General features: G+C 52.8%; 20 protein-coding genes. 2 read left to right on the top strand and 18 right to left on the bottom strand.

From position 1 onward, the window contains the following. Positions 1–138: 138 nt before the first annotated feature. Positions 139–957, top strand: coding sequence for a DUF4225 domain-containing protein (locus QLG08_RS10160; protein ID WP_013026585.1), 819 nt, complete (start codon positions 139–141; stop codon positions 955–957). Here QLG08_RS10160 and QLG08_RS10155 read toward each other — a convergent pair. From QLG08_RS10155 to QLG08_RS10130, 6 genes are all read right to left on the bottom strand, one after another. Further along, positions 954–1,277, bottom strand: coding sequence for a hypothetical protein (locus QLG08_RS10155; protein ID WP_013026586.1), 324 nt, complete (start codon positions 1,275–1,277; stop codon positions 954–956). The two genes, QLG08_RS10160 and QLG08_RS10155, sit on opposite strands and share 4 nt — an antisense overlap. Positions 1,278–2,033: 756 nt before the next feature. Then, positions 2,034–2,747 (bottom strand): glycerophosphodiester phosphodiesterase family protein, encoded by a 714-nt coding sequence (locus QLG08_RS10150; RefSeq protein WP_015699811.1) that lies wholly within the window; start codon positions 2,745–2,747, stop codon positions 2,034–2,036. 15 nt (positions 2,748–2,762) lie between these two features. Next, entirely contained in the window at positions 2,763–3,872 is a 1,110-nt protein-coding gene (locus QLG08_RS10145) for an ABC transporter ATP-binding protein (RefSeq protein ID WP_015699810.1), read from the bottom strand. A 5-nt stretch (positions 3,873–3,877) separates the two neighbouring features. Further along, a complete protein-coding gene (locus QLG08_RS10140) occupies positions 3,878–4,942 on the bottom strand; it encodes a carbohydrate ABC transporter permease (protein WP_105077777.1) in 1,065 nt (354 codons plus the stop codon). Beyond that, positions 4,942–5,853: a sugar ABC transporter permease gene (locus tag QLG08_RS10135; protein WP_015699808.1), complete on the bottom strand. Its 912-nt coding sequence runs from the start codon at positions 5,851–5,853 to the stop codon at positions 4,942–4,944. Before QLG08_RS10135 ends, QLG08_RS10140 begins: the two co-directional genes overlap by 1 nt. A 47-nt stretch (positions 5,854–5,900) precedes the next feature. Further along, positions 5,901–7,277 (bottom strand): extracellular solute-binding protein, encoded by a 1,377-nt coding sequence (locus tag QLG08_RS10130; protein ID WP_014594220.1) that lies wholly within the window; start codon positions 7,275–7,277, stop codon positions 5,901–5,903. Positions 7,278–7,337: 60 nt separating this feature from the next. On the opposite strand from QLG08_RS10130, the gene QLG08_RS10125 reads away from it, so the two are divergent. Next, the gene (locus tag QLG08_RS10125) at positions 7,338–8,528 is read left to right on the top strand and encodes an ROK family transcriptional regulator (protein WP_049792146.1); all 1,191 of its coding nucleotides are present in this window, start codon (positions 7,338–7,340) and stop codon (positions 8,526–8,528) included. A 201-nt stretch (positions 8,529–8,729) separates the two neighbouring features. Here QLG08_RS10125 and QLG08_RS10120 read toward each other — a convergent pair whose 3' ends face one another. From QLG08_RS10120 to QLG08_RS10065, 12 genes are all read right to left on the bottom strand, one after another. After that, the gene (locus tag QLG08_RS10120) at positions 8,730–9,587 is read right to left on the bottom strand and encodes a hypothetical protein (RefSeq protein ID WP_228225610.1); all 858 of its coding nucleotides are present in this window, start codon (positions 9,585–9,587) and stop codon (positions 8,730–8,732) included. Between the two features lie 136 nt (positions 9,588–9,723). After that, positions 9,724–10,257, bottom strand: coding sequence for a fimbrial protein (locus QLG08_RS10115; protein WP_015699804.1), 534 nt, complete (start codon positions 10,255–10,257; stop codon positions 9,724–9,726). Positions 10,258–10,290: 33 nt separating this feature from the next. Next, positions 10,291–10,794 (bottom strand): fimbrial protein, encoded by a 504-nt coding sequence (locus QLG08_RS10110; RefSeq protein WP_072138911.1) that lies wholly within the window; start codon positions 10,792–10,794, stop codon positions 10,291–10,293. 9 nt (positions 10,795–10,803) lie between these two features. Continuing rightward, positions 10,804–11,316 (bottom strand): fimbrial protein, encoded by a 513-nt coding sequence (locus QLG08_RS10105; protein WP_072138912.1) that lies wholly within the window; start codon positions 11,314–11,316, stop codon positions 10,804–10,806. Continuing rightward, positions 11,306–12,100, bottom strand: coding sequence for a fimbria/pilus periplasmic chaperone (locus tag QLG08_RS10100; RefSeq protein WP_014594226.1), 795 nt, complete (start codon positions 12,098–12,100; stop codon positions 11,306–11,308). The genes QLG08_RS10105 and QLG08_RS10100 overlap by 11 nt, the downstream gene beginning before the upstream one ends. After that, a complete protein-coding gene (locus QLG08_RS10095; protein WP_282472896.1) occupies positions 12,079–12,753 on the bottom strand; it encodes a hypothetical protein in 675 nt (224 codons plus the stop codon). The genes QLG08_RS10100 and QLG08_RS10095 overlap by 22 nt, the downstream gene beginning before the upstream one ends. After that, positions 12,753–12,971, bottom strand: a complete 219-nt coding sequence (locus tag QLG08_RS10090) for a FaeA/PapI family transcriptional regulator (protein ID WP_014605330.1) — start codon at positions 12,969–12,971, stop codon at positions 12,753–12,755. The genes QLG08_RS10095 and QLG08_RS10090 overlap by 1 nt, the downstream gene beginning before the upstream one ends. 161 nt (positions 12,972–13,132) lie before the next feature. Next, complete coding sequence (locus tag QLG08_RS10085) at positions 13,133–13,687, bottom strand: fimbrial protein (RefSeq protein ID WP_014605329.1); 555 nt, start codon at positions 13,685–13,687, stop codon at positions 13,133–13,135. Continuing rightward, positions 13,687–14,265, bottom strand: coding sequence for a type 1 fimbrial protein (locus QLG08_RS10080; RefSeq protein ID WP_282472895.1), 579 nt, complete (start codon positions 14,263–14,265; stop codon positions 13,687–13,689). Before QLG08_RS10080 ends, QLG08_RS10085 begins: the two co-directional genes overlap by 1 nt. Before the next feature lie 58 nt (positions 14,266–14,323). Further along, positions 14,324–15,073: a fimbria/pilus periplasmic chaperone gene (locus tag QLG08_RS10075; RefSeq protein WP_013026601.1), complete on the bottom strand. Its 750-nt coding sequence runs from the start codon at positions 15,071–15,073 to the stop codon at positions 14,324–14,326. A gap of 57 nt (positions 15,074–15,130) precedes the next feature. Beyond that, positions 15,131–17,605 carry a fimbria/pilus outer membrane usher protein gene (locus QLG08_RS10070; protein WP_181134527.1) on the bottom strand — a complete coding sequence of 825 codons (2,475 nt, stop codon included), beginning with the start codon at positions 17,603–17,605 and terminating at the stop codon, positions 15,131–15,133. 40 nt (positions 17,606–17,645) lie between these two features. Continuing rightward, positions 17,646–18,182 (bottom strand): fimbrial protein, encoded by a 537-nt coding sequence (locus tag QLG08_RS10065; RefSeq protein ID WP_013026603.1) that lies wholly within the window; start codon positions 18,180–18,182, stop codon positions 17,646–17,648. Between the last annotated feature and the right edge of the window lie 22 nt (positions 18,183–18,204).

Raw genomic sequence — 18,204 nt, 5'->3', positions numbered from 1 at the left:
TCTCTCCTGTCCTTCGCTACGTCAAATCCCGGGTTCATTGCCCCCTCTTCTTCAAACCTTGCTTTGGATGTATTTGTTTTGTTTCTTAACCCACGCTACTTTAATATTCGATAAATCCTGCTAAACAAAGGTATCGTTATGGACAACTACTGGGACAGAAACAGGCAATCAAGCTACTTTCTGACTATGGCAAGCCTGGAGGCCAACCACTTAGTCAATGTGGCAACATCCCTCTCACAGTTCCATCTCAAGGATGCCCTTGTTCGCCTGAAGTTTCAGGATGAAGTGCGAGAGTTTAGCCGCTCGCAGCTTCAAACCATCCGCACTGCTACCTCGGATGACAAATGTCAGGAGTGCATCCAAAATCTCAAGCAGGAAACCCAAAACTTGAAGATTCAAGACAGGATGCTCAGAACAGGAGAAGCTGTCGTATCGTCTTCTGTGCAGTTTTACCATGACCATGAAAAAGTCATTGGGTATGTCATTGACGGTATCGGCGTCGTGCTGAGTGGCATGCAAATTGTTGCAGGGGTTGGTCTAATCGTAGGCTCTGTAACAACAGGCAATGTTATCGGAGTAGTGGCAGGCTCAGCCCTGGTGATGAATGGTGTGGGTTCTGGGATTGAGAGTATAGGTAAGCTAAGTGGTGTGCCTCACCCATCTAACCCAGTAAGAGATAAATATGAAGACGCAGCCGATTTTCTCGGTTTTGATAAGCGCTTAGGATTGTTAACCTACCAGGTCGTGGACCTGACAACATCATACTATGGCCTTTTCAAGCTTACCCTAAAACCTGAAGCATGGAGGTTATACAAATATCTACCAACCGATCACTATCGCAAAGTCCAGCTTCTGAGTAAACCAGCACTCGCTCTCAAAGGTTTGGGTGCTATACACAAGGGAACTGGAATAGGTATGAACCTTTACCAAATGAAAAACAATCCTGCACAGAACTAATGTTTATTCTTCCTGATAAATTTGTATGATTTCCAGGCTAAGTTAAGAGGCGTGACGAAATACACCACGAAGAAAGCGAAAGTCAGGACGATGATGTATGGGATGGCATTTGAAGAGTCTGCATTAAAAATGCCGTTCAATCCAATTAGAGCCAAAATAACCAGAGCAATGACCCCTCCCCAAAAGCGTTTGCTAAGATCAATCACGAGACTCTGAAGTGTGTCTTTTTTAGATTCATCTTTGTTAATGATGCTTTTGAGTTTACCGATATTCTTGGCAGAAAAACCGTTATCGAGAAGTTTTTGCTCAAAATCGTTCATTCAGTGCGCCCTGAGTCGATATGGTATTAAATTTATCATATCATAGCTTAAAGTTAAGATGCCACATGTTCTGTTGACGGAGAATTATCATCGAATTCTTTTATAGGAGTAATCCAGCACAGCAATCATATATCAATGTATTTAAAGAAACATATCACTCCCAAGCTCTTTTCTTTACGTCAAATCATTGCTTTTAATAAAGATTGAAAATTAAAAAATAGATATAACCTGGTTGCTTTATAAAAATTCAGCACATCCAGGGCAACTTTTCAGATCGTTTCAGACAGAATGAAAACCTTGCCTGAACAAAAAAACCATGACACTCATCACACAATTAAAATATAGCCACCAAGCTAAAACCTTCTCAAAAATATCTAAAGATAGAGAATGTCAGAATATTTTTCGCTTTTCCTTTTTCACCCTTAATGAGTTTCAAATTGAAATTAACATATAAAAAAGAAAATATTTTTCGGCATGCATATATAAAACTTAAATGTAATAATAAAAAATAGCACCATTTAAAAATCATTTACGTTAAACATCTTTTCGCTTATGCGTACAAATTACATCCTTTGGAAATACACTTTTATCAAATCAGAATTCACTATCCAAATATTCTCTTCATTGTAAAAACCTTGCACTACCTTCGTCCAATTCAAACATCGAGATTATTTTGATTTCAAAGCAGTATTTTGCTTCGACGTTCTAAAGGTGCTTCCCAATGAAAAACACCTTCAGGTGCGCTATTCGATCATATTACATGGCTGTTTGATTACGTATTGTACTAAAAATATCCGGCCGATTAAGGTTAATATAATCGACGCCCGCCGCCGCGATTTCCTGATGAATTGCTATGTCGTCACCACCGTAATAAACCATGATTTCAAGCTCGGCCTGACGGCTCGCTTCAAGGATGGCGCGATTACGCATCTGTTCTACGCTCAACTCAATGAGCGATGCATGATGAACGGTTCTCACAAGAGAGGGCGACATCGCGATATCAAGGGTGATCATTTTACGAAAGTCCGGCGCGGCGGCCTGAAGACCGCGGCGCATTTCCTCGGAAAACGAAAAGAAGAACGTGTCGCGGACCATACCGAGATCCCGTACCAATGCAGCTACTTTAACCGGATCGCAGTATTTCAGCTCGATATAAACGCCCGCGCGACCGCGCAGATGTTCAAGATAAGCATCAAGCCGCGGCACCATGGCACCTTTAAAGCGCTCGTCGAACCCGCTTCCTGCATCCAGCGCATCGATATCGCGCGATAAAGCATGACCCACAGGGCCGGTGCCGTTAGTGGTACGATCCAGCGTTTCATCATGGATGACATAGAGCACGCCATCGGCACTTTCTCGCACATCCAGCTCAATGTAATCAGCCCCCTGTTCCAGCGCCAGGTCTGCGGAAAAGAAGGTGTTCTCTGGCGCAAAATGGTTGGCGCCACGATGTGAGACGATTCGGGTCATTAGGGTAATTTCCTGTTAGCTGGCAGCATGGACATGTTTGCCGGGATGGCAGAATACGGAGAGGTTGGCATGAAGATCGACGATGCGTTTACCGGACGAATTAAAAATCAGGGTCAGCGCGGATTGGCATGCGATACCGATTCGGGAACCGGGCGCATGACGCACTGCTTCACCGTATTCCAGTGCATGGAGCCTGCCGGCTGGCGTGTCGATCGTGTAAAACACTTCGCGTCCCATCGGCTCAACGGTCATCACCTCTCCACACAGCGGCGCATCATCAGGGGCAACCAGGCTGATATCCTCCGGACGCAGACCAAAACAGACGGGGCCATCGTATCCGTGATTCAGTTCGAGTGACATTTGTCCCAGTTGTAGAAAGCGCCCCAGGGCTTGCCCCTTCACCAGATTCATTGGCGGCGAGCCGATAAATCCTGCCACAAAGAGATCGTCAGGACGTCGGTAAAGATCCTCTGGCGTACCGATCTGGACGATTTCGCCCTGATTCATACAGATAATCCGATCGGCCATGGTGATGGCTTCCATCTGGTCATGAGTGACGATCAAGGTGGTGAAGCCAAGACGTTTCTGAAGATTCTTAAGCTCTGTCCGCATGGTGATACGGAGTGTTGCATCAAGGTTAGAAAGGGGTTCGTCAAGTAACAGGATATTCGGTTCCTTGACCAGGGCGCGAGCCAGCGCCACGCGCTGCTGCTGCCCACCTGAAAGCTGCGACGGACGTCGATCGAGTAGTGCGCTGATTTGTACAAGACTGGCCGCTTCTTCCACGCGCCTGGCGATTTGATCTCTATCTAATTTTTTAAAGCGCAACGGAAACGCGATGTTCTCACGCACCGTCAAATTCGGGTAAAGCGCATAAGACTGGAAGACGATACCGACATTACGATCGCGGGCATCAATGCGATTGACATTGTGCCCGTCAAACGCGATCTCACCACTGCTTGGCGCATAAAGCCCCGCCAGCAGAAACAGCGTCGTTGATTTACCACATCCAGATGGCCCGAGGATGGCGACGAATTCGCCGTTCTCAATGGTAAGATTGATCGGTTTCAGGACCTGGGTCTCGCCCCAGTTTTTGGTGACATTGTTGAGAGTGATCGAGGCCATGACAATTATCCCTTAATACCGCCAAAACTCATTTGGGTGATGTATTTCTGCGTGAAGGTGTAGAGAACGAGCACGGGGAGCAGGTAAATAATGCCGACGGCGGCGATCATGCCGTAATCCGCGCCGGTATTGTCCTGTGCAACAAAGAAGAGGTAGAGGCTCATCGTCATCTGGCTTTTGTCGATGAGTAATGTCTGAACAAAGACGTACTCCTCCCAACCGCGCAGAAAGGTAAAGGTGGCGATCGCAATCAGTCCGCTGCGCACCTGGGGCAACACCACCATGCGGAAGGCCTGAAAACGGGTGGCACCATCAGTCACCGCACTCATCTCAATATCCCAGGGCACGCCGTCAAAAAAGCCTTTAAGAACAAAGATTGCATAGGGCAGTTCCAGCGCACTCATGACCATCACCACGCCGGAGAGATGGTTGAGCAGGCCCATATAGTGGAGCTGGATAAAGATGGCGATGGTGAGTGCCAGCGCGGGGAAAGCATGTAACAGCAGCAAACCGCGAAGAAAATTTTCCCGGCCGGCAAAGGCAAAGCGGGATAGCGCGTAGGCTGCTGGCGTGGCGACGATCGTCACAATCAGCGTCTGAGAGACGGCAAAGATTAGGGAGCTGCCCAGTGCCGTCCAGACCGACGGCATCAGATCCACACGCGTTGTGCCGGTATTCGCGATATCCCGCAGCCAGAGAAACCGGTAGTTGTGCAACGTCAGATAGGGCATCAGAAAGATCATCACGAGGAGCAGCACGATGATGCCGAGCGCACTCCAGGACAATACCGGCCTGCGCAAGCGCTCTGCCATAAAAGCAAGCACGAGCGCGCCGAGATAAGCCACGCCCGCAATGGCGCTGGTGCGCCAAAGAACAAGCCGACTGATAGATGCATCAGAGGTGGTCATGGATTTCGCAAGAAGCCAGAGGTAAGGCAGCAGGATCGGAACCGAAATCAGCGTCAGGAAGAGAATGACCACAGAAAGGAAGCCGACACGATTGACGGTACCTCTGCGTTCAAGACGGGCCCATTTCGATGTGGCAACCGATGTGGTTTGGACGCGTGACATCACAATACCTCGATTTTCGGCGCGGCGAATGTCGCGCGCATATTGCTGACACGCCACTGTATTAAGGTCGCGGCGACGCCGATCACCATCAACCCCAGCGCCAGGGCCGCACCATAGGCATAAGCACCATTTTCAAAGGCACGACGGTAGATGTAGAGCGCATAAGGTGTGGAGTCGTAAACGGGACCGCCCCCGGTGATGAGCAGAATGTATTCGTAGGTCGTCATCAGGGAGAGCCCCTGATAGATCGTAATAAATCGAATGGGCTGAGACAGCGCGGGGGCCACAACATAACGCAGCACGCCCCACTCGCTCGCCCCATCTATCCGTGCCGCATTGGCAAGATGTGAAGGGATGGAACGAATCGCTGACGTCAGAATGACCATGGCAAAGGATGCGCCGACCAGGCCATTTGCCACCACGATCAGAAACAAGGGGAAATCATTGCGCAGATTCATCGGCTGCAGCCCGAAGGAACCCGTTATCTGATTAAGCAAACCGGACGGCGTGGGATCGGCCACCCATATCCACAGAATGCTGTAGAGCACGGCCGGTGACATGCGCGGCAAAAGCCAGAGACCGCGAAACAGATTCCCGAGTCGGTCAGGGATTGCCGTTGATGTGATAGCCAGCAGCGCCCCCAGCCCGACATTGAAAAGAAACAGCGTCGCCGTTACGTAAATCAGCGTTGTTAGTAGCACGCCCGGAATACGCGCATCACGCGACACAATCCGCTCAAAGTTATGCAGTGTCAATTGACCGACCCGAAGATCCGCGCCCATATCGGTAAAGGCGATAACGGTATTGACGATGATGGGCGCCAGGAAAAAGACGACCAACAGCGCGATAGCGGGCGCGAGATAGAAGACGGGCCGGGCGGGCCGGTGCGCCCGAGGCTGGAACTGCGACATCACCTCACCTCCCTCAATATTAACGATCGCATTGGGCGGGCTAAACCCTATTTGCTGGCAACGGACGAACGGATTTCTATATCGTCGCCGAACTGCAGTTCTAACTCTTCAGCGATAAAATCCACGGCCTGTTTTGCGGTCATTTTCCCTGTTTCCACGGCCTGAAGGCCGCTGAACAGTACCTTGTTGTAGCTGCCAAACTGCGTCTGATTGGGCACGAACTTCGCATGCGCCATCATGGGCGAGGCAGCAGACAACACCCAGTTATCCCGGTATTTCGGCATCGCCGTTTGCGCGTTGCTGATGGCGGTGTGATAGGAGGTTACGGCATGTTCGTTGTTAAAATAGGGCAACGTTGCCAGTGCCACGAGTTCGGCAGCGATGTCGGCATTTTTACTTTTGGCATTCACCGTATAGAGAAGCGGATGCGACAGGTTTGAGGGCTGGCCGCCCTTTTTGGCCGCGGGAGCAGGAATCCAGCCTATCTTATGAAAATAACCGTCTTTGTCCGACGGCCAGACGGCCCCATTTTTGTCACCCAGTTGCCAGGCTACCGCCCAAACGCCCTGGTGGAAAATAAACGCCTTCTCCTGCTTGAACGCACCCTGAATGGCATCCCAGCTCATCGCCGTATTATCGACAGGCGTAACGCCCTGCTTAGCATTACGCGCATACCAGCCAAGGGCGTCGGCCATTTCCGCTTTGGGGAAGATGAGTTTGCCGGTCTTCTCATCCATAAATTTCACGCCGTATGACTGAAAAACCATAAGATAATCAATACCCACGTTCGGGCGGTGCAGCATGCCATACTGGGCCGCTTTACCGTCCACGACCTCTTTGGCCAGCGCAGTCAGATCGTCAAGCGTAAAATCACCGGATTCCACCCTGGCAGGGATAGCGTTAATAAAAGCTTCATCCTTGCCGATTTTTCTCAACATATCTTTGTTGTAGAAAAACATGCGTATTTCGGCATCCTGCGGTATGCCATAAATCTTGCCATCGTTTGCTTTTGCTGCATCCCACAGCACAGGCAGGATATCGCTGTAGACCCACGGCGCAGCAGCGATCTTATCGTTCATTTGCAAGGCATAACCGTCCTTAGCAAACTGGCCAATCCACTCATGAGGCAGTACATAGATATCCGGCCCCTGCCCGACGGACATCGCCTTCAGCATGTCCATCGCGAAGTCGTCCCAGCCTTTGACCGCACTGCTGTTGGCCTGAATCACAATATGTTTATCGACACCCGCAGCCTTGAATTGCTTGTTCATGATGTCGGCGGCATCTTCAATATTGGTGATGCGGTTGGGTGCGCTGCGCTCAGCAAGCGTGGAGAGTTTGATGGTGATCTCTTCGGCATGGGCAATGCCGACACAGAGCGCGGAAATCATTACGCTTGCCAGGAGAGTGCGTTTTTTCGACATGGTTTTTATTCCCGTTGTACCTATTATTTAAGTAAGTTAATTTATTTAAATGACAGGTTCATGACCACGCGACAACGACAGGGAGAAGCGGCATTGACTTCATCGAAGCATTGGGAAGGAATCGGAACAACGCAGTCTGCGGTGCTGCGTTATCTGCGTCGCAACCACGCCGCATCGCGTGCCGAGCTCGCCGAGGGCTGTGGCGTAACAGCGGCGGCCGTCAGCATGATGACCCGCGATCTCATCAGGCGAGGGATCATCGTCGAAGGGGCGCGTCGCCCGTCTGGCCGGGGCGCTCCGCACATTGATCTCACGCTGAATTCCGCCATTGGTTATGCCGTTGGAGTTCATGCCAGCCGCTTCTCCATTACGCTGATGCTGCTTGATTTCACAGGGAAGCGGGTTGACGAAATTGAGCTGCGCGGCCTTTACGATACCTTCGCCACGGCCCGATCAGCGATTCAGAAGGGGCACAGAGCCCTGCTTGAGAGAAACCACATTCCGGATACTTTAGTGATTGGTGCAGGCATTGCCATGCCCACGCGATTCCAGCGGGGCGTTGCTCCCCTTCATCTGGCTCCCGAGGTGCTTTCCTGGGATGAACCCGGACTGTTCGAGTCCATTCAGCAGGCGCTGGGCTGTCCGGTGTTAATTGAGAATGATGCCAATGCTGCAGCGATGGGTGAAATGGCACTGGGTAATGCGGCTAATCATGAAGACTTTCTCTATCTCTATCTGTCAGAAGGCGTCGGCAGCGGCATTATTCTGGGTAGACAGCGTTATCGCGGTCATCTTGGCAACGCGGGCGAAATTGGTCTGTTACTGCCACTCGACAGGCCCCGCCCCTCCTTTACTGACCTTGCGGCATGGTGTCAGCATCGCCTCGGCCAGATACCGGATGGGCGCTCACAAGACATCTGGCAGCGATTCCTTACTGAAAACGTCAGCGTTCTCGACGAATGGATCGAACGAACAGGCCCGGAAATCGCCCGTCTGGGCTTTATGCTGAACGCTGTTCTTGCCCCTGCGGCGATCTATGTGGGGGGAACACTGCCTCAAAGCGTTCGTGAACGGCTCGCGGTCTGGCTCGACTTCTCCAGGCTGGATAGCTTAAAGGGCAGCCGTGTCGTGCAACCCGAGATCTGCCTGCCGGAGATCTCCGCCACGGATACCGTCGCATTTGGGGCCGCCGCCATGGTTCTGCATAACGTTGCCCAGCAGGATGGCGGGGATCGCCAGGGATTTAGCTGACATCTCAGCCTCATTGAGTGGTTAAAATGCAGCGCCCATGAGTGGGCGCATTCAGCGTGAAAACAGTTGCTCCCTGTTACCCTGACTCACAGGGCGATGATTAACAGGCCTGGCTTCCCACAGGCTTTTAGATCCGACCAGAATGGCCCGTTCAACATTGTGCCCTGTCAGGCCCGGTAAATATCAATCCTGCCAGCACGATTACGGGTAGGAAATAAACAGTATTGCTGTACTGTTAAAAGCCCCTGCCACAGGTTGCCCCTTCAATTCCGCTTGCAGCTTATAAGTCGTTGAGCCTTGCTCCGTTGAAACCAGCCTTTGGGATTGTATCAACTGCCCATCGATAGTTAATTCGGCTTTCATGCCGTTACTTAAAGGGACAGAGGAATCTTCACTTGTCAGATCGATAATATAGTTGGCCGGTCCCGAGCAATACACGCTGATATCCTTTTCCCGCGTCTGTCCTTCAGCCTCTCCCACATGGACTATGCCAAAATCGATATCCACATTAGGAGTTTCCATCGCGCACCAGGTTTGGGTCGGCGGCGATAACTTGCAAGAGTTATAACTGGAGGTAAACGTTGTGCCGAGCGCCGAATTAACATCATTGAGATAGCGTAAACAAACCCGGCCGCGCGTCAGCCGCGAATCTGACCCCACATTGTCAGGGACGGTCGCCATATATTGCCCGCCTGGATCTATTTTCTCATGCAGACAATCGATAAATTGATGTATGTCATCGGTGGGGCAGCCTTCCCCGCGAGCAATGATATTTTCGGGTGGCACAAAGGTATTCGCGGGGCCTGCACAACTGCCACCACTTTGTGTGCACCAGTAAAAATAAATCGCAATCCCTGAGTTTGCCGTAACGTAGTGAGGTTGATGCGGATCGATGTAACTCGTGGCGCGTCCGACATGAAATTCGACCTGTGTGCCGGGCACTTTTTGCGTGTTACCCACAAAAATCGGGAAAGGTGCATTCTCATGCAATAAGGCTTTCACCGGGCATGACGAAAACAGCAGAAAAAACACGCTGGTTAGGAAATAAAAAAAACGCATGAGGTTTCCTCACAGACTATTCATTACAAAAGGCCTTAAGCTCCGCCTTTCGCCACAGGATTCGCGACAGAGAGGCGCCTTGAGTGAAAACCGCGCCGTGTGGGCGTCACCTTTCAAGTTAAGGCACCCGCCGTTTTCACTGAAACTCAGCGCGTAACGTTACCCTGGCCGTGAAATCGCCTTCATCCAGCTCCGCACCTTCACGCTGAACCAGCACGGCTTCTATCTTCGGTAGCGTCTGGCCATTCACCTTGTACGCTTTGTTGAGTTCAAACGCCGCATCGTCGATATACAGTTTCACGCCCAGATCCGCCTGCTCTGCGGTCACGACCGTTGCGCTCTCGTTATCAAATCCTGCCGCTGTACCGGCGACGGTTAACACCAGGTTCCATGCCAGATTACTGCTATCGCACTCCAGCCCCGGGTTAACGGCCTGGCGATACAGACCATCGGGAACGCTTTTAATTCTGATGCTTTCCCCAAAGCTGATTTCCAGCGTGCTGTCTCCGTTAAGGATGCAGGACGGCGGGGTGATAAGCGTTCCTTTGAGCGCAAGATTGTTCGCGTAGACATCGGGTGCAATCAGGGCTAATCCCCCCAACAGCAGACTGCCCACCCGTATTCCGGGCCACCGATGTCGACCTTTCGCATATCCTTCATAACCAGGCATCCTGACTCCTTGATTTGTCATGATGTTCCATGTTTACAGGTAATTCGCTATCAAAGACGCGACGACGCTGAACTCTCCGCCGTTGAGCGTTACGCCCTCCTGCCTGACGGGCCGAACGGTAAAGGTGAGATCGGGCATGCCCTGCGCGCTGACGTTCGTTTGGATCCAGTCGTTGAGCGGCATCGTTCTGTCACCATAGATCAGGCGAAAACCGAATCCCGCCTGATGACCGGCAAGCAGTTCAGGGTTGAACGCCGAGGTGATGCCATCAATGCGCAACCGCACATCGCGTGAGCTGCAGTCCAGCGGAACCACAACCTCCCGGCTGTAAACATTGCTGTTGTCATCGTCCAGCCGGGTTGTCATCACATCATCACCAAAATTCACCGTGATGGTGTCACCGTTATTAACGGTGCAGGGAATACGTTCGATTAGCGTGCCGCGAAACGTCACATCCGCCTTCGGGTTCTCACTGGCTGCGTTAAACGGCAAGCAGAATACGGCGCTAAACACGAGCGGAATATAAACAGGGTGCATGCTGGCTCCTTACTGATACTCAAACACCATCGTTCCATTACCTGTAAAGTTACCGGCCGTGGGCAGAGCGTTGTTCTGTACTGCCAGCACGGCCCATAATTCGGGCAACGCGCCGTCGTTATAATTGAATGCAACGCTGCTGCCCGGCGACAGCGCGGCATTCTCATGCATTAACTGAATACCCAGTGCCGATTTGCTGGTTGCAAGCAGCGAAGTATTAAACGCAGCCGGTTCGCCGATAATCGTGACTTTTAGCCCCTGTTTAGCCAGGGATGTACACAGCAGGCTGTACATGATTCGTGTCTTTTTATAATCAACGCCGTTTATTCGGCTAATCACCACATCCTCACCAAAGTCCACCTCGATGGGTTCCTGGTTGTTGACCACGCATTCCGGCGTCTCCACCAGAATGCCGCGGATGGTCAGCGTGGTCATATCCCCATTGTTAACCTCTGCCTGTACGCTGCTCGCCATGAATGCAGTCAGCAGCAGAAGGCTGCACAGCCTGAATTTAGCTTTCATTGCGCTCCGCCTGCTGTTGCCTAAAGGAAATCTCATTCGGTATGCGCGATTTCTCTGCCTGGCAGGTGTTGCCGTTGCAAATAAACGGCAACAACCGTTGGCTGCCGTAATCGCTGACGAACATCAGAACCGGCGTGCTGCCTAACTCACTGACGGTCGGACTGAGCAGTTGGCGGCTTTTCGGTGCCACCATGACGGGTTCAAAACGTGCCAGTCCGCTTCCGGTCAGGCTTCGTCTGACTTCGACGAAGGAAAAATGGTAGGGCGTTGGGTTGTGCACTTCATACTGGTTTCCCTGCTTAATCAGCGTCAGGGTTTCCGTGCCGGGAACCGTATCTGACATCGGATCCACGTTCAGTCCTTTAGGGCGATAGAAGACTTTGAGCCGGATCTGCATCGCCAGCGTCAGGACGTTGGCTTTAGCCGATTTTGGCGGTATTTCCCGCAGATTAAGGTAGAAAACGCTTTCCCTGTCTGTCGGCAGCGACGAGATGGCCGGGAGAACCTGAATACGCACCAGCGTCTTGCCGCCCGCTTCAACACGCTGCACCGGCGGCAATACCATCAGCGGACCGCTGATTTTTTTTCCGTCTACATCTTCCATCCAGCCCTGCGCCAGGTAGGGATCTTTTTCATTGCGGTTGGTTACGTTCAGGCTGATCGACTTTTCCCCCTGATTAAGGATCAGGCGCGATCGATCAACCGTCAGCGCGCCATGGGCATTCACACTGCCTGCCAGCGCCAGAATGGCCCAGAGCTTTATCAATATCGCTTTTGTCCACATAGCAAAATGTCCTGTTGTGTTTCCGGCTGCCCGAGGCAACGCCTGTCTCTTTGCGCAGTCGGCGTGATGTTCTGCGGGATGCCGCCGCGCTGTTCCACCGCCTGCCCGTGCGCTAACCGGGCAGGTTTCAGCAGGTAATCGCTTTTAAGGCCGCGCAACAGGCGAAAACGAATCAGCAGAGAAACCGGCCCTGTTGCCCCAATTTTCTTCATCACAGCCAGTCGAATACCGCTGTCACGTTTACTGTGTGACTGGTGTGGTTTGCCCTGTATAAAGGCGCGCATATAGATCACTTCACGCCGGGTCAGGTAAATGGCCTCTTTTTTTACCGGCAACTTCAGGTGCGCGCATCGCGCCTTGATGTAAAGTTTCTCCATCAGTGCCTGCCGGGATTCGCCCGCGTCTGACAGCAGGATGCGCTTCGGATCCACCAGGCCGCTTAACACCGACAGCACCGGGTGACTGCCGGCAATCACAATCATGCATCCCTTTGCGAGCCGTGGATTCATGCTCCAGGCGAGCAGCGCTTGCATCGTCGGAAAGTAGAATCCCTGAAGGCGAATCTGCTTGCCCAAATGGTCTGACAGCGCCTGCTGTATCGCCTCAAGCCCAAGCTGGAAGAAGGCGTTTGAACACACACTTGTGCCAGTCATCAACGACCCGCCCAGCGCCGGGCCGCCCCCCGCCAGGGCTTTTCACGCGGCAGCGCCTTGACCCGCCCTTCTTTCTCAAGATCCAGCAACAGCAATCGGGTTTTGTACACGCTAATATCCAGCGCGTCAGCGATGTCTCGGGTGGACAGTCCCTTGTCCACGTCCCTGGCGGTGCCCAGCACGGCAAGGCACTGTTGTTTCAGGCGTTCGTTACGCATATCACCTCCCTGATCAGTACCCGGCCGCGCACGCTGGCCGGATGAGTTTGAGTACCGGCTTGATGGCCTTGATCTAACAAGCTGAAGATATTCAACGGCTGTACCTCCTGATGCTGTGCGCTTTGCGGCCTTGACTACAAGGCGGCAGTAACGGTGCTGTTTTATTCGTATTGCAACTGAAAGGTGATCATTGCACTGTATTCCCCTAACGTGACCTCGCCATTTGCGGCCGTACGCTGCAATCGGGCCAGCCACTCCAGCCGATTTTCCGTGTCGGTGAGTTCAACAGGCGGCTGAAGCACACCGGGAAGTACCGCGTTACCCTGAGCATCGTTGACCGCCAGCCCCAACCCTTCCACCGTGCCATTCAGCGCAAAAAGTGCAGGATTTACGGCGTTTTTATCGCCAAAAAACGTGACGCTTACCTGCGAGCCGACAGACAGGTCACACTCTTTTAGCGCAATGGAAAAGTCGACCGGATAGGACTGATGATTGGTGGTAAAGTGCCGGGCGACGATGGGCGAGAAGGCTACCGTCTGATCCACCGAATCCATGTCGACCAGACAGGGCACGGCAAGCAGCGTTCCGCGGAACACAACGTCCGTTGATCCCGCATCCGCTTTCGCCCTGACCAGCAGCAGCGCGGTGAACATCGTGAGGCCAATCACTATCAGCAAACCACCGCCCGCGCGACGAAAACGGATTAGGTTCTCCATCACTCGTACTCCATGCCAATGTTGATAACGGCCTGCCACTCGCCCGCTTCCAGCGGATCGCGGTTACGCCAGAGCTGTGCTTTGAGAACCAGGTCATTACGCCCCTCGGCAAGCGGAACGGGTTGGCTTAACAGGGCGGGAATCAGGAGGTTACCCAAAGGATCCTCCATGCGCAGAGAAAGACCGGATGCACCTCTTATGCTGAAAAATCGCGCATCATCATTGGCCCTGTCGCCGAGGAGACGCAGTCTGACCGAGCGCTGATCGGCGAGCCATAACCTGTGGCGCAGGTCCTGTGGGGTGCCAGAATGCCGGGCGCCGCTGGGACAGTGATCCAGTACGAGATGAATATCCACGGGCACAGTGACATCGCCTGTCTTGTTTAACGCCGCCAACGCAACAGGGCTGAGCGTAATATGCTGAACCTGAGATTCCGGCATTAATACACAGGGCGAGGTGATCAATGAGCCTGAGGCCTGCAACATTCCTCTTAGCGTATTTTCCCACCGGGCTTCCCGTCCGTGAGCTCGCGGGAACGTGGATATCAGCGGCACTGCGATCAGGGTTATTGCCATCATGTGTTTCCATCCGACATAGAGTTCAGACGCTCGCACTATCACTATTCTGTCTCCTTCTTCAGTGCTGAGTGACGGCCACGGGATCGGCCCGACATACCGAGCCCTGGCAGAGAAAGGGCAGAACAGGTTTTCCACCAAAATCATTAATGGTGATAATTTGCGGATCGCGGGAAACCGAGGACTTCACCGTCTCGCTCGACATCGGGGCGATCATGACGGGCACAAAGCTTTTCTCAACAGCACGGTTGCCTTTACTGATGATCCCCAGCAACGTCATGTAATAAGGTGTTGGGTTCTCCACGCGGAAACCGCCTTTCACTTTGTGCAGGACTAACTGATCATCATGGCGGCTGAAGCGCTCAGGGGTGATGCTGGCTGGTCGATAGAACAGTTTGATTCGGGTCTGCAGGGCCAGTTGCAACACGTTGGCGCGGTCGCTGCGCGGCGGAATTTCCCGGACGCTGAAATAAAACACACTTTCCCTGTCCTGCGGCAGCGAGGCGGAAGAGGGCAACGCGGTAATGCGAATGACGCTCTTTGCGCCCGGCTCCACGCGCTGCACGGGCGGCGTGACCCTGAGATAGTTGGTGAGCTTATTGCCCTGTGCATCTTCCAGCCAGGCCTGAGCCAGATAGGGCTCTTTCTGATTGTCGTTGCTGATATTCAGGATGAGATTTTTTTCGCCTCCGTTAAAAATGGCGCGCGTGCGGTCAAGGGCAATGGCAGCCTGCGCTGTTTGCCCTGCCAACGTCGCCAGCACACTCGTTATCAACAGTAATGCCCACCTATCCTTGCGTCTTTTCATCATCTCGTTTGCACCTTGTATACGTTTGCTTTCAGATCCCAGACAGGCTGCATGGGAAGGTTACTCGCAGGGCAGCAGCAGTTGACTGTCGGGGATGAGTGACGGAAGCGTTGCCCGGCACTGTGCCTTGTCGCTCCAGAACAGCGTCAGCACCTCGTCGGGTTTAACCCCTGAAATCCAGGCTAAGCCCGCTTCACTCACCATGCCTAACTCCTGATCTTTTGCATTGCGCACGCTGGCCCCGAAAGGAGGAAAAGTGCCGTCAGCCATCGCGACAGTCGCCACGACTTTCGCGCCCTTGAGCACGTCAAAACGGCGGAAACCAATCGCCCCTTCGGTCAGTGAAACTTCCGCAACGGGCGCGCTACTGATTTCGATGTCATCCGGCAACCGATTCACATCTACCTTGACCGTGGCGCGATAGTAGCCGGGTACGGAGGGTTCCACGGCCAGGCCAAATCGGTTGGTCATGCCATTACGGCCCACCGGCACATTCGCCACGCCATCGGTGCTGACCAACACTCGGGTGCCTCCTCTGACGCTGCTGCCATGGAGCGCGCCCCCTTCGCTGGTCGCTGTCAGGCCGCCGCTAATCGACAAGCCCGCTGAGGTATAGCCGTTCTGCTGCCAGCCCAGATTGGCGGTGATGTCTGCAGCCGTTCCTGTGTGGCTGTACAGCCCGCTCGCCTGGGTCGTGATGCTCTCGCTTTTTCCGCTTCGCGTTCCGGCCGACAGGCGATAACTGTCACCGTTTTCCAGGCGTTCATACCATCCTGCGGTTTGGCTGTAAGTCTGTTGACTCCAGTTGCCGTTGTAGCTGGCCGTCCCCTGACCAAAAGGAACACTTAACGTTAGCCAGAGCGCATCATCCTTACGGCCGTAATCGCGCGTTCGCACGGCGGAAACGGTGGCGGACAGATTGCGCCAACGGTTCAGATCGAAATAACGACTGGCAGAAAGGCTGTAACGGTCGGCACGCGGGCGATCCCAGTACGTCTGGTGAGACCAGCTCAGGTAGGCAGAAAGGTTGAGATCCGTAAAACTTTTGCTCGCCGTAACGGTATAAAGTTCTTTACTGCTGCCCGTTACGCCATTGCGATAGCGCGCGTCAAGGTACTCCGTCATGGTCATGTAATTGCGTTCGGAAAAACGGTAGCCCGCAAAGGTCAAATCGCTGTTGAAGTCGTCAAAGCGCTTTGAATAACTCAAACGGTAGGAACGGCCCTGTAAATGTCCCCTGTCCGGTAACGATGTTGCAGACTGGGTGATATCCGCTGAGAGCGCACCAAACCGGTAAAGATCACGCGCCACACCAATGGCCAGACTGTGATAGTCCGCAGAGAAAATACTCCCGCCATACAGTGACCAACTGTTAGCCACGCCCCATGATATTTCGGCGGTGCCAAATGTCGGCCCTTGCACATGGTGGTGGAAATCGGAGGGTCGCCCGGTGGCCAGCTTGTAACGCACCTGGCCCGGCCGGGTCAGATAGGGCACGGTGGCGGTGGTGACCTGAAAGTGTTGTACGCTACCGTCCTGCTCTTCCACCTTTACGTCCAGTTGCCCACTCACCGCACTGCTGAGTTCCTGCACGCGGAACGGTCCTGCCGCCACCATGGTTTCGTAAATGATCCGTCCCTGCTGGCTGATGATGACTTTGGCATTGGTGCGTGCAATGCCACTCACCTCCGGCGCATAGCCGCGCAGCCTGGGGGGCAGCTGGCTTTCATCGCTGACCAATGACGCGCCGGTGAAGCGCCATGTATCAAAAATATCCGATCGAAGATAATCCTCACCCAGAGTGAGTTTCGCCATAAGCGACGGCAGCGCGCGATAAAGGTAAAAGCGACTCCAGTCGATACGTTGGGTCGTGCCACCGCTGGAGCCGCCGGTCTTGTTGTAGTTAGCCTGCCAGTCGCCTCGCAAACGCCAGGGGCCGCTGTTTGCACCGAGCGTACCGGTGGCACTGGCTCGCTGTGACTGACTGCCGTGTACCGGACGGGTGAAGCTGGTATTGATGTTATAATCCAGCATTACCCCCGGTACGCCATTCTCCCAGCGTGAAGGCGGCAGCCAGGTGGCATCCTGATATTCGAGCCAGGCCTGGGGTACCGAAATATAGAGCGACGAGGTTGAAAGATCGCCGCGCAGCCTGACACCGTCCAGCGCGGAAAAATCAGCGCAGTCGTCATTATGGTCAAAGCTTATCTTTGCCAGCGCATCGTGCTTAAGACCGAGTAACTCAACCTGCTGAGGCGTCAGACAGGCCTGCACTTCTTCGGCACCTTTCTTCTCTTTAAACACCACCTCCTGTTCAATGATATTCCGCTCATTCAACCGAAGTGTGAGACTATAGGTACCCGGCATGATGTAACCCGCGCGGGCGAAACGGGATAAATCAATATTATTTCGATCTTCGGCATCAAGAATGTCAGTATTAAATTCAACAGCGCGTGTATCGCCGCAATAACCCGACATCGTTATTAAAACGCTAAAAAAAAGACAATATCGATGTAATAGTTGTGGTTTACCCATTTACGTTATCTTTTGTTATAGCGAATCGTGCAAAAGGGATTTACTGATAACTCAGCATAAAACGTATTGCACCCGCCCAGTCGCCTTCTATATAGACTTTTCCATCCGGAACCACCTGCATAACATAATCAAACTGATGTTCATTCTGACTCAGGACAACGCTGTGCATAGGTATGCCCGGCAATGCCTGCTCGCCGTCACTGTCAGTCACTTTGAGTGCAATCCCTTTGGCCTCGCCCCTTAGCGAAAATAAAGAGGGCGCGTGAGAAACCGCCTCACCTGAAAAGGTGAACGCTATGCTTCGCCATTTATCTTCGTCTCTAAGATCGCAATTCACTAAGCGAATGGAAAATCGTTTTTCATTGAGCCCATTATTATTCTCTACGATATGCGGCGTAAGTGAATCGAACACAAATTCTTGCCAGACATCTTCAGTATGAATATTGCACGCCGATGTCAGAATCTGACCATTAACGTAAACACGGCCCTGCCCCTCATCTTTAATCGGGGACGCCTGGACAGTGAAATGGCAAATAAAAAAGATGAATAGCGTCAAACGCAAATAAACAATATGCATCCTGTTTATGCCTGCAGATAAC

The organism is Pantoea sp. V106_11, assembly GCF_029967885.1.
Taxonomy (GTDB): Bacteria; Pseudomonadota; Gammaproteobacteria; order Enterobacterales; family Enterobacteriaceae; genus Pantoea; species Pantoea ananatis.
Note: the sequence above shows the minus strand (reverse complement) of the source record. Positions and strands in the feature narration are given on the sequence as shown.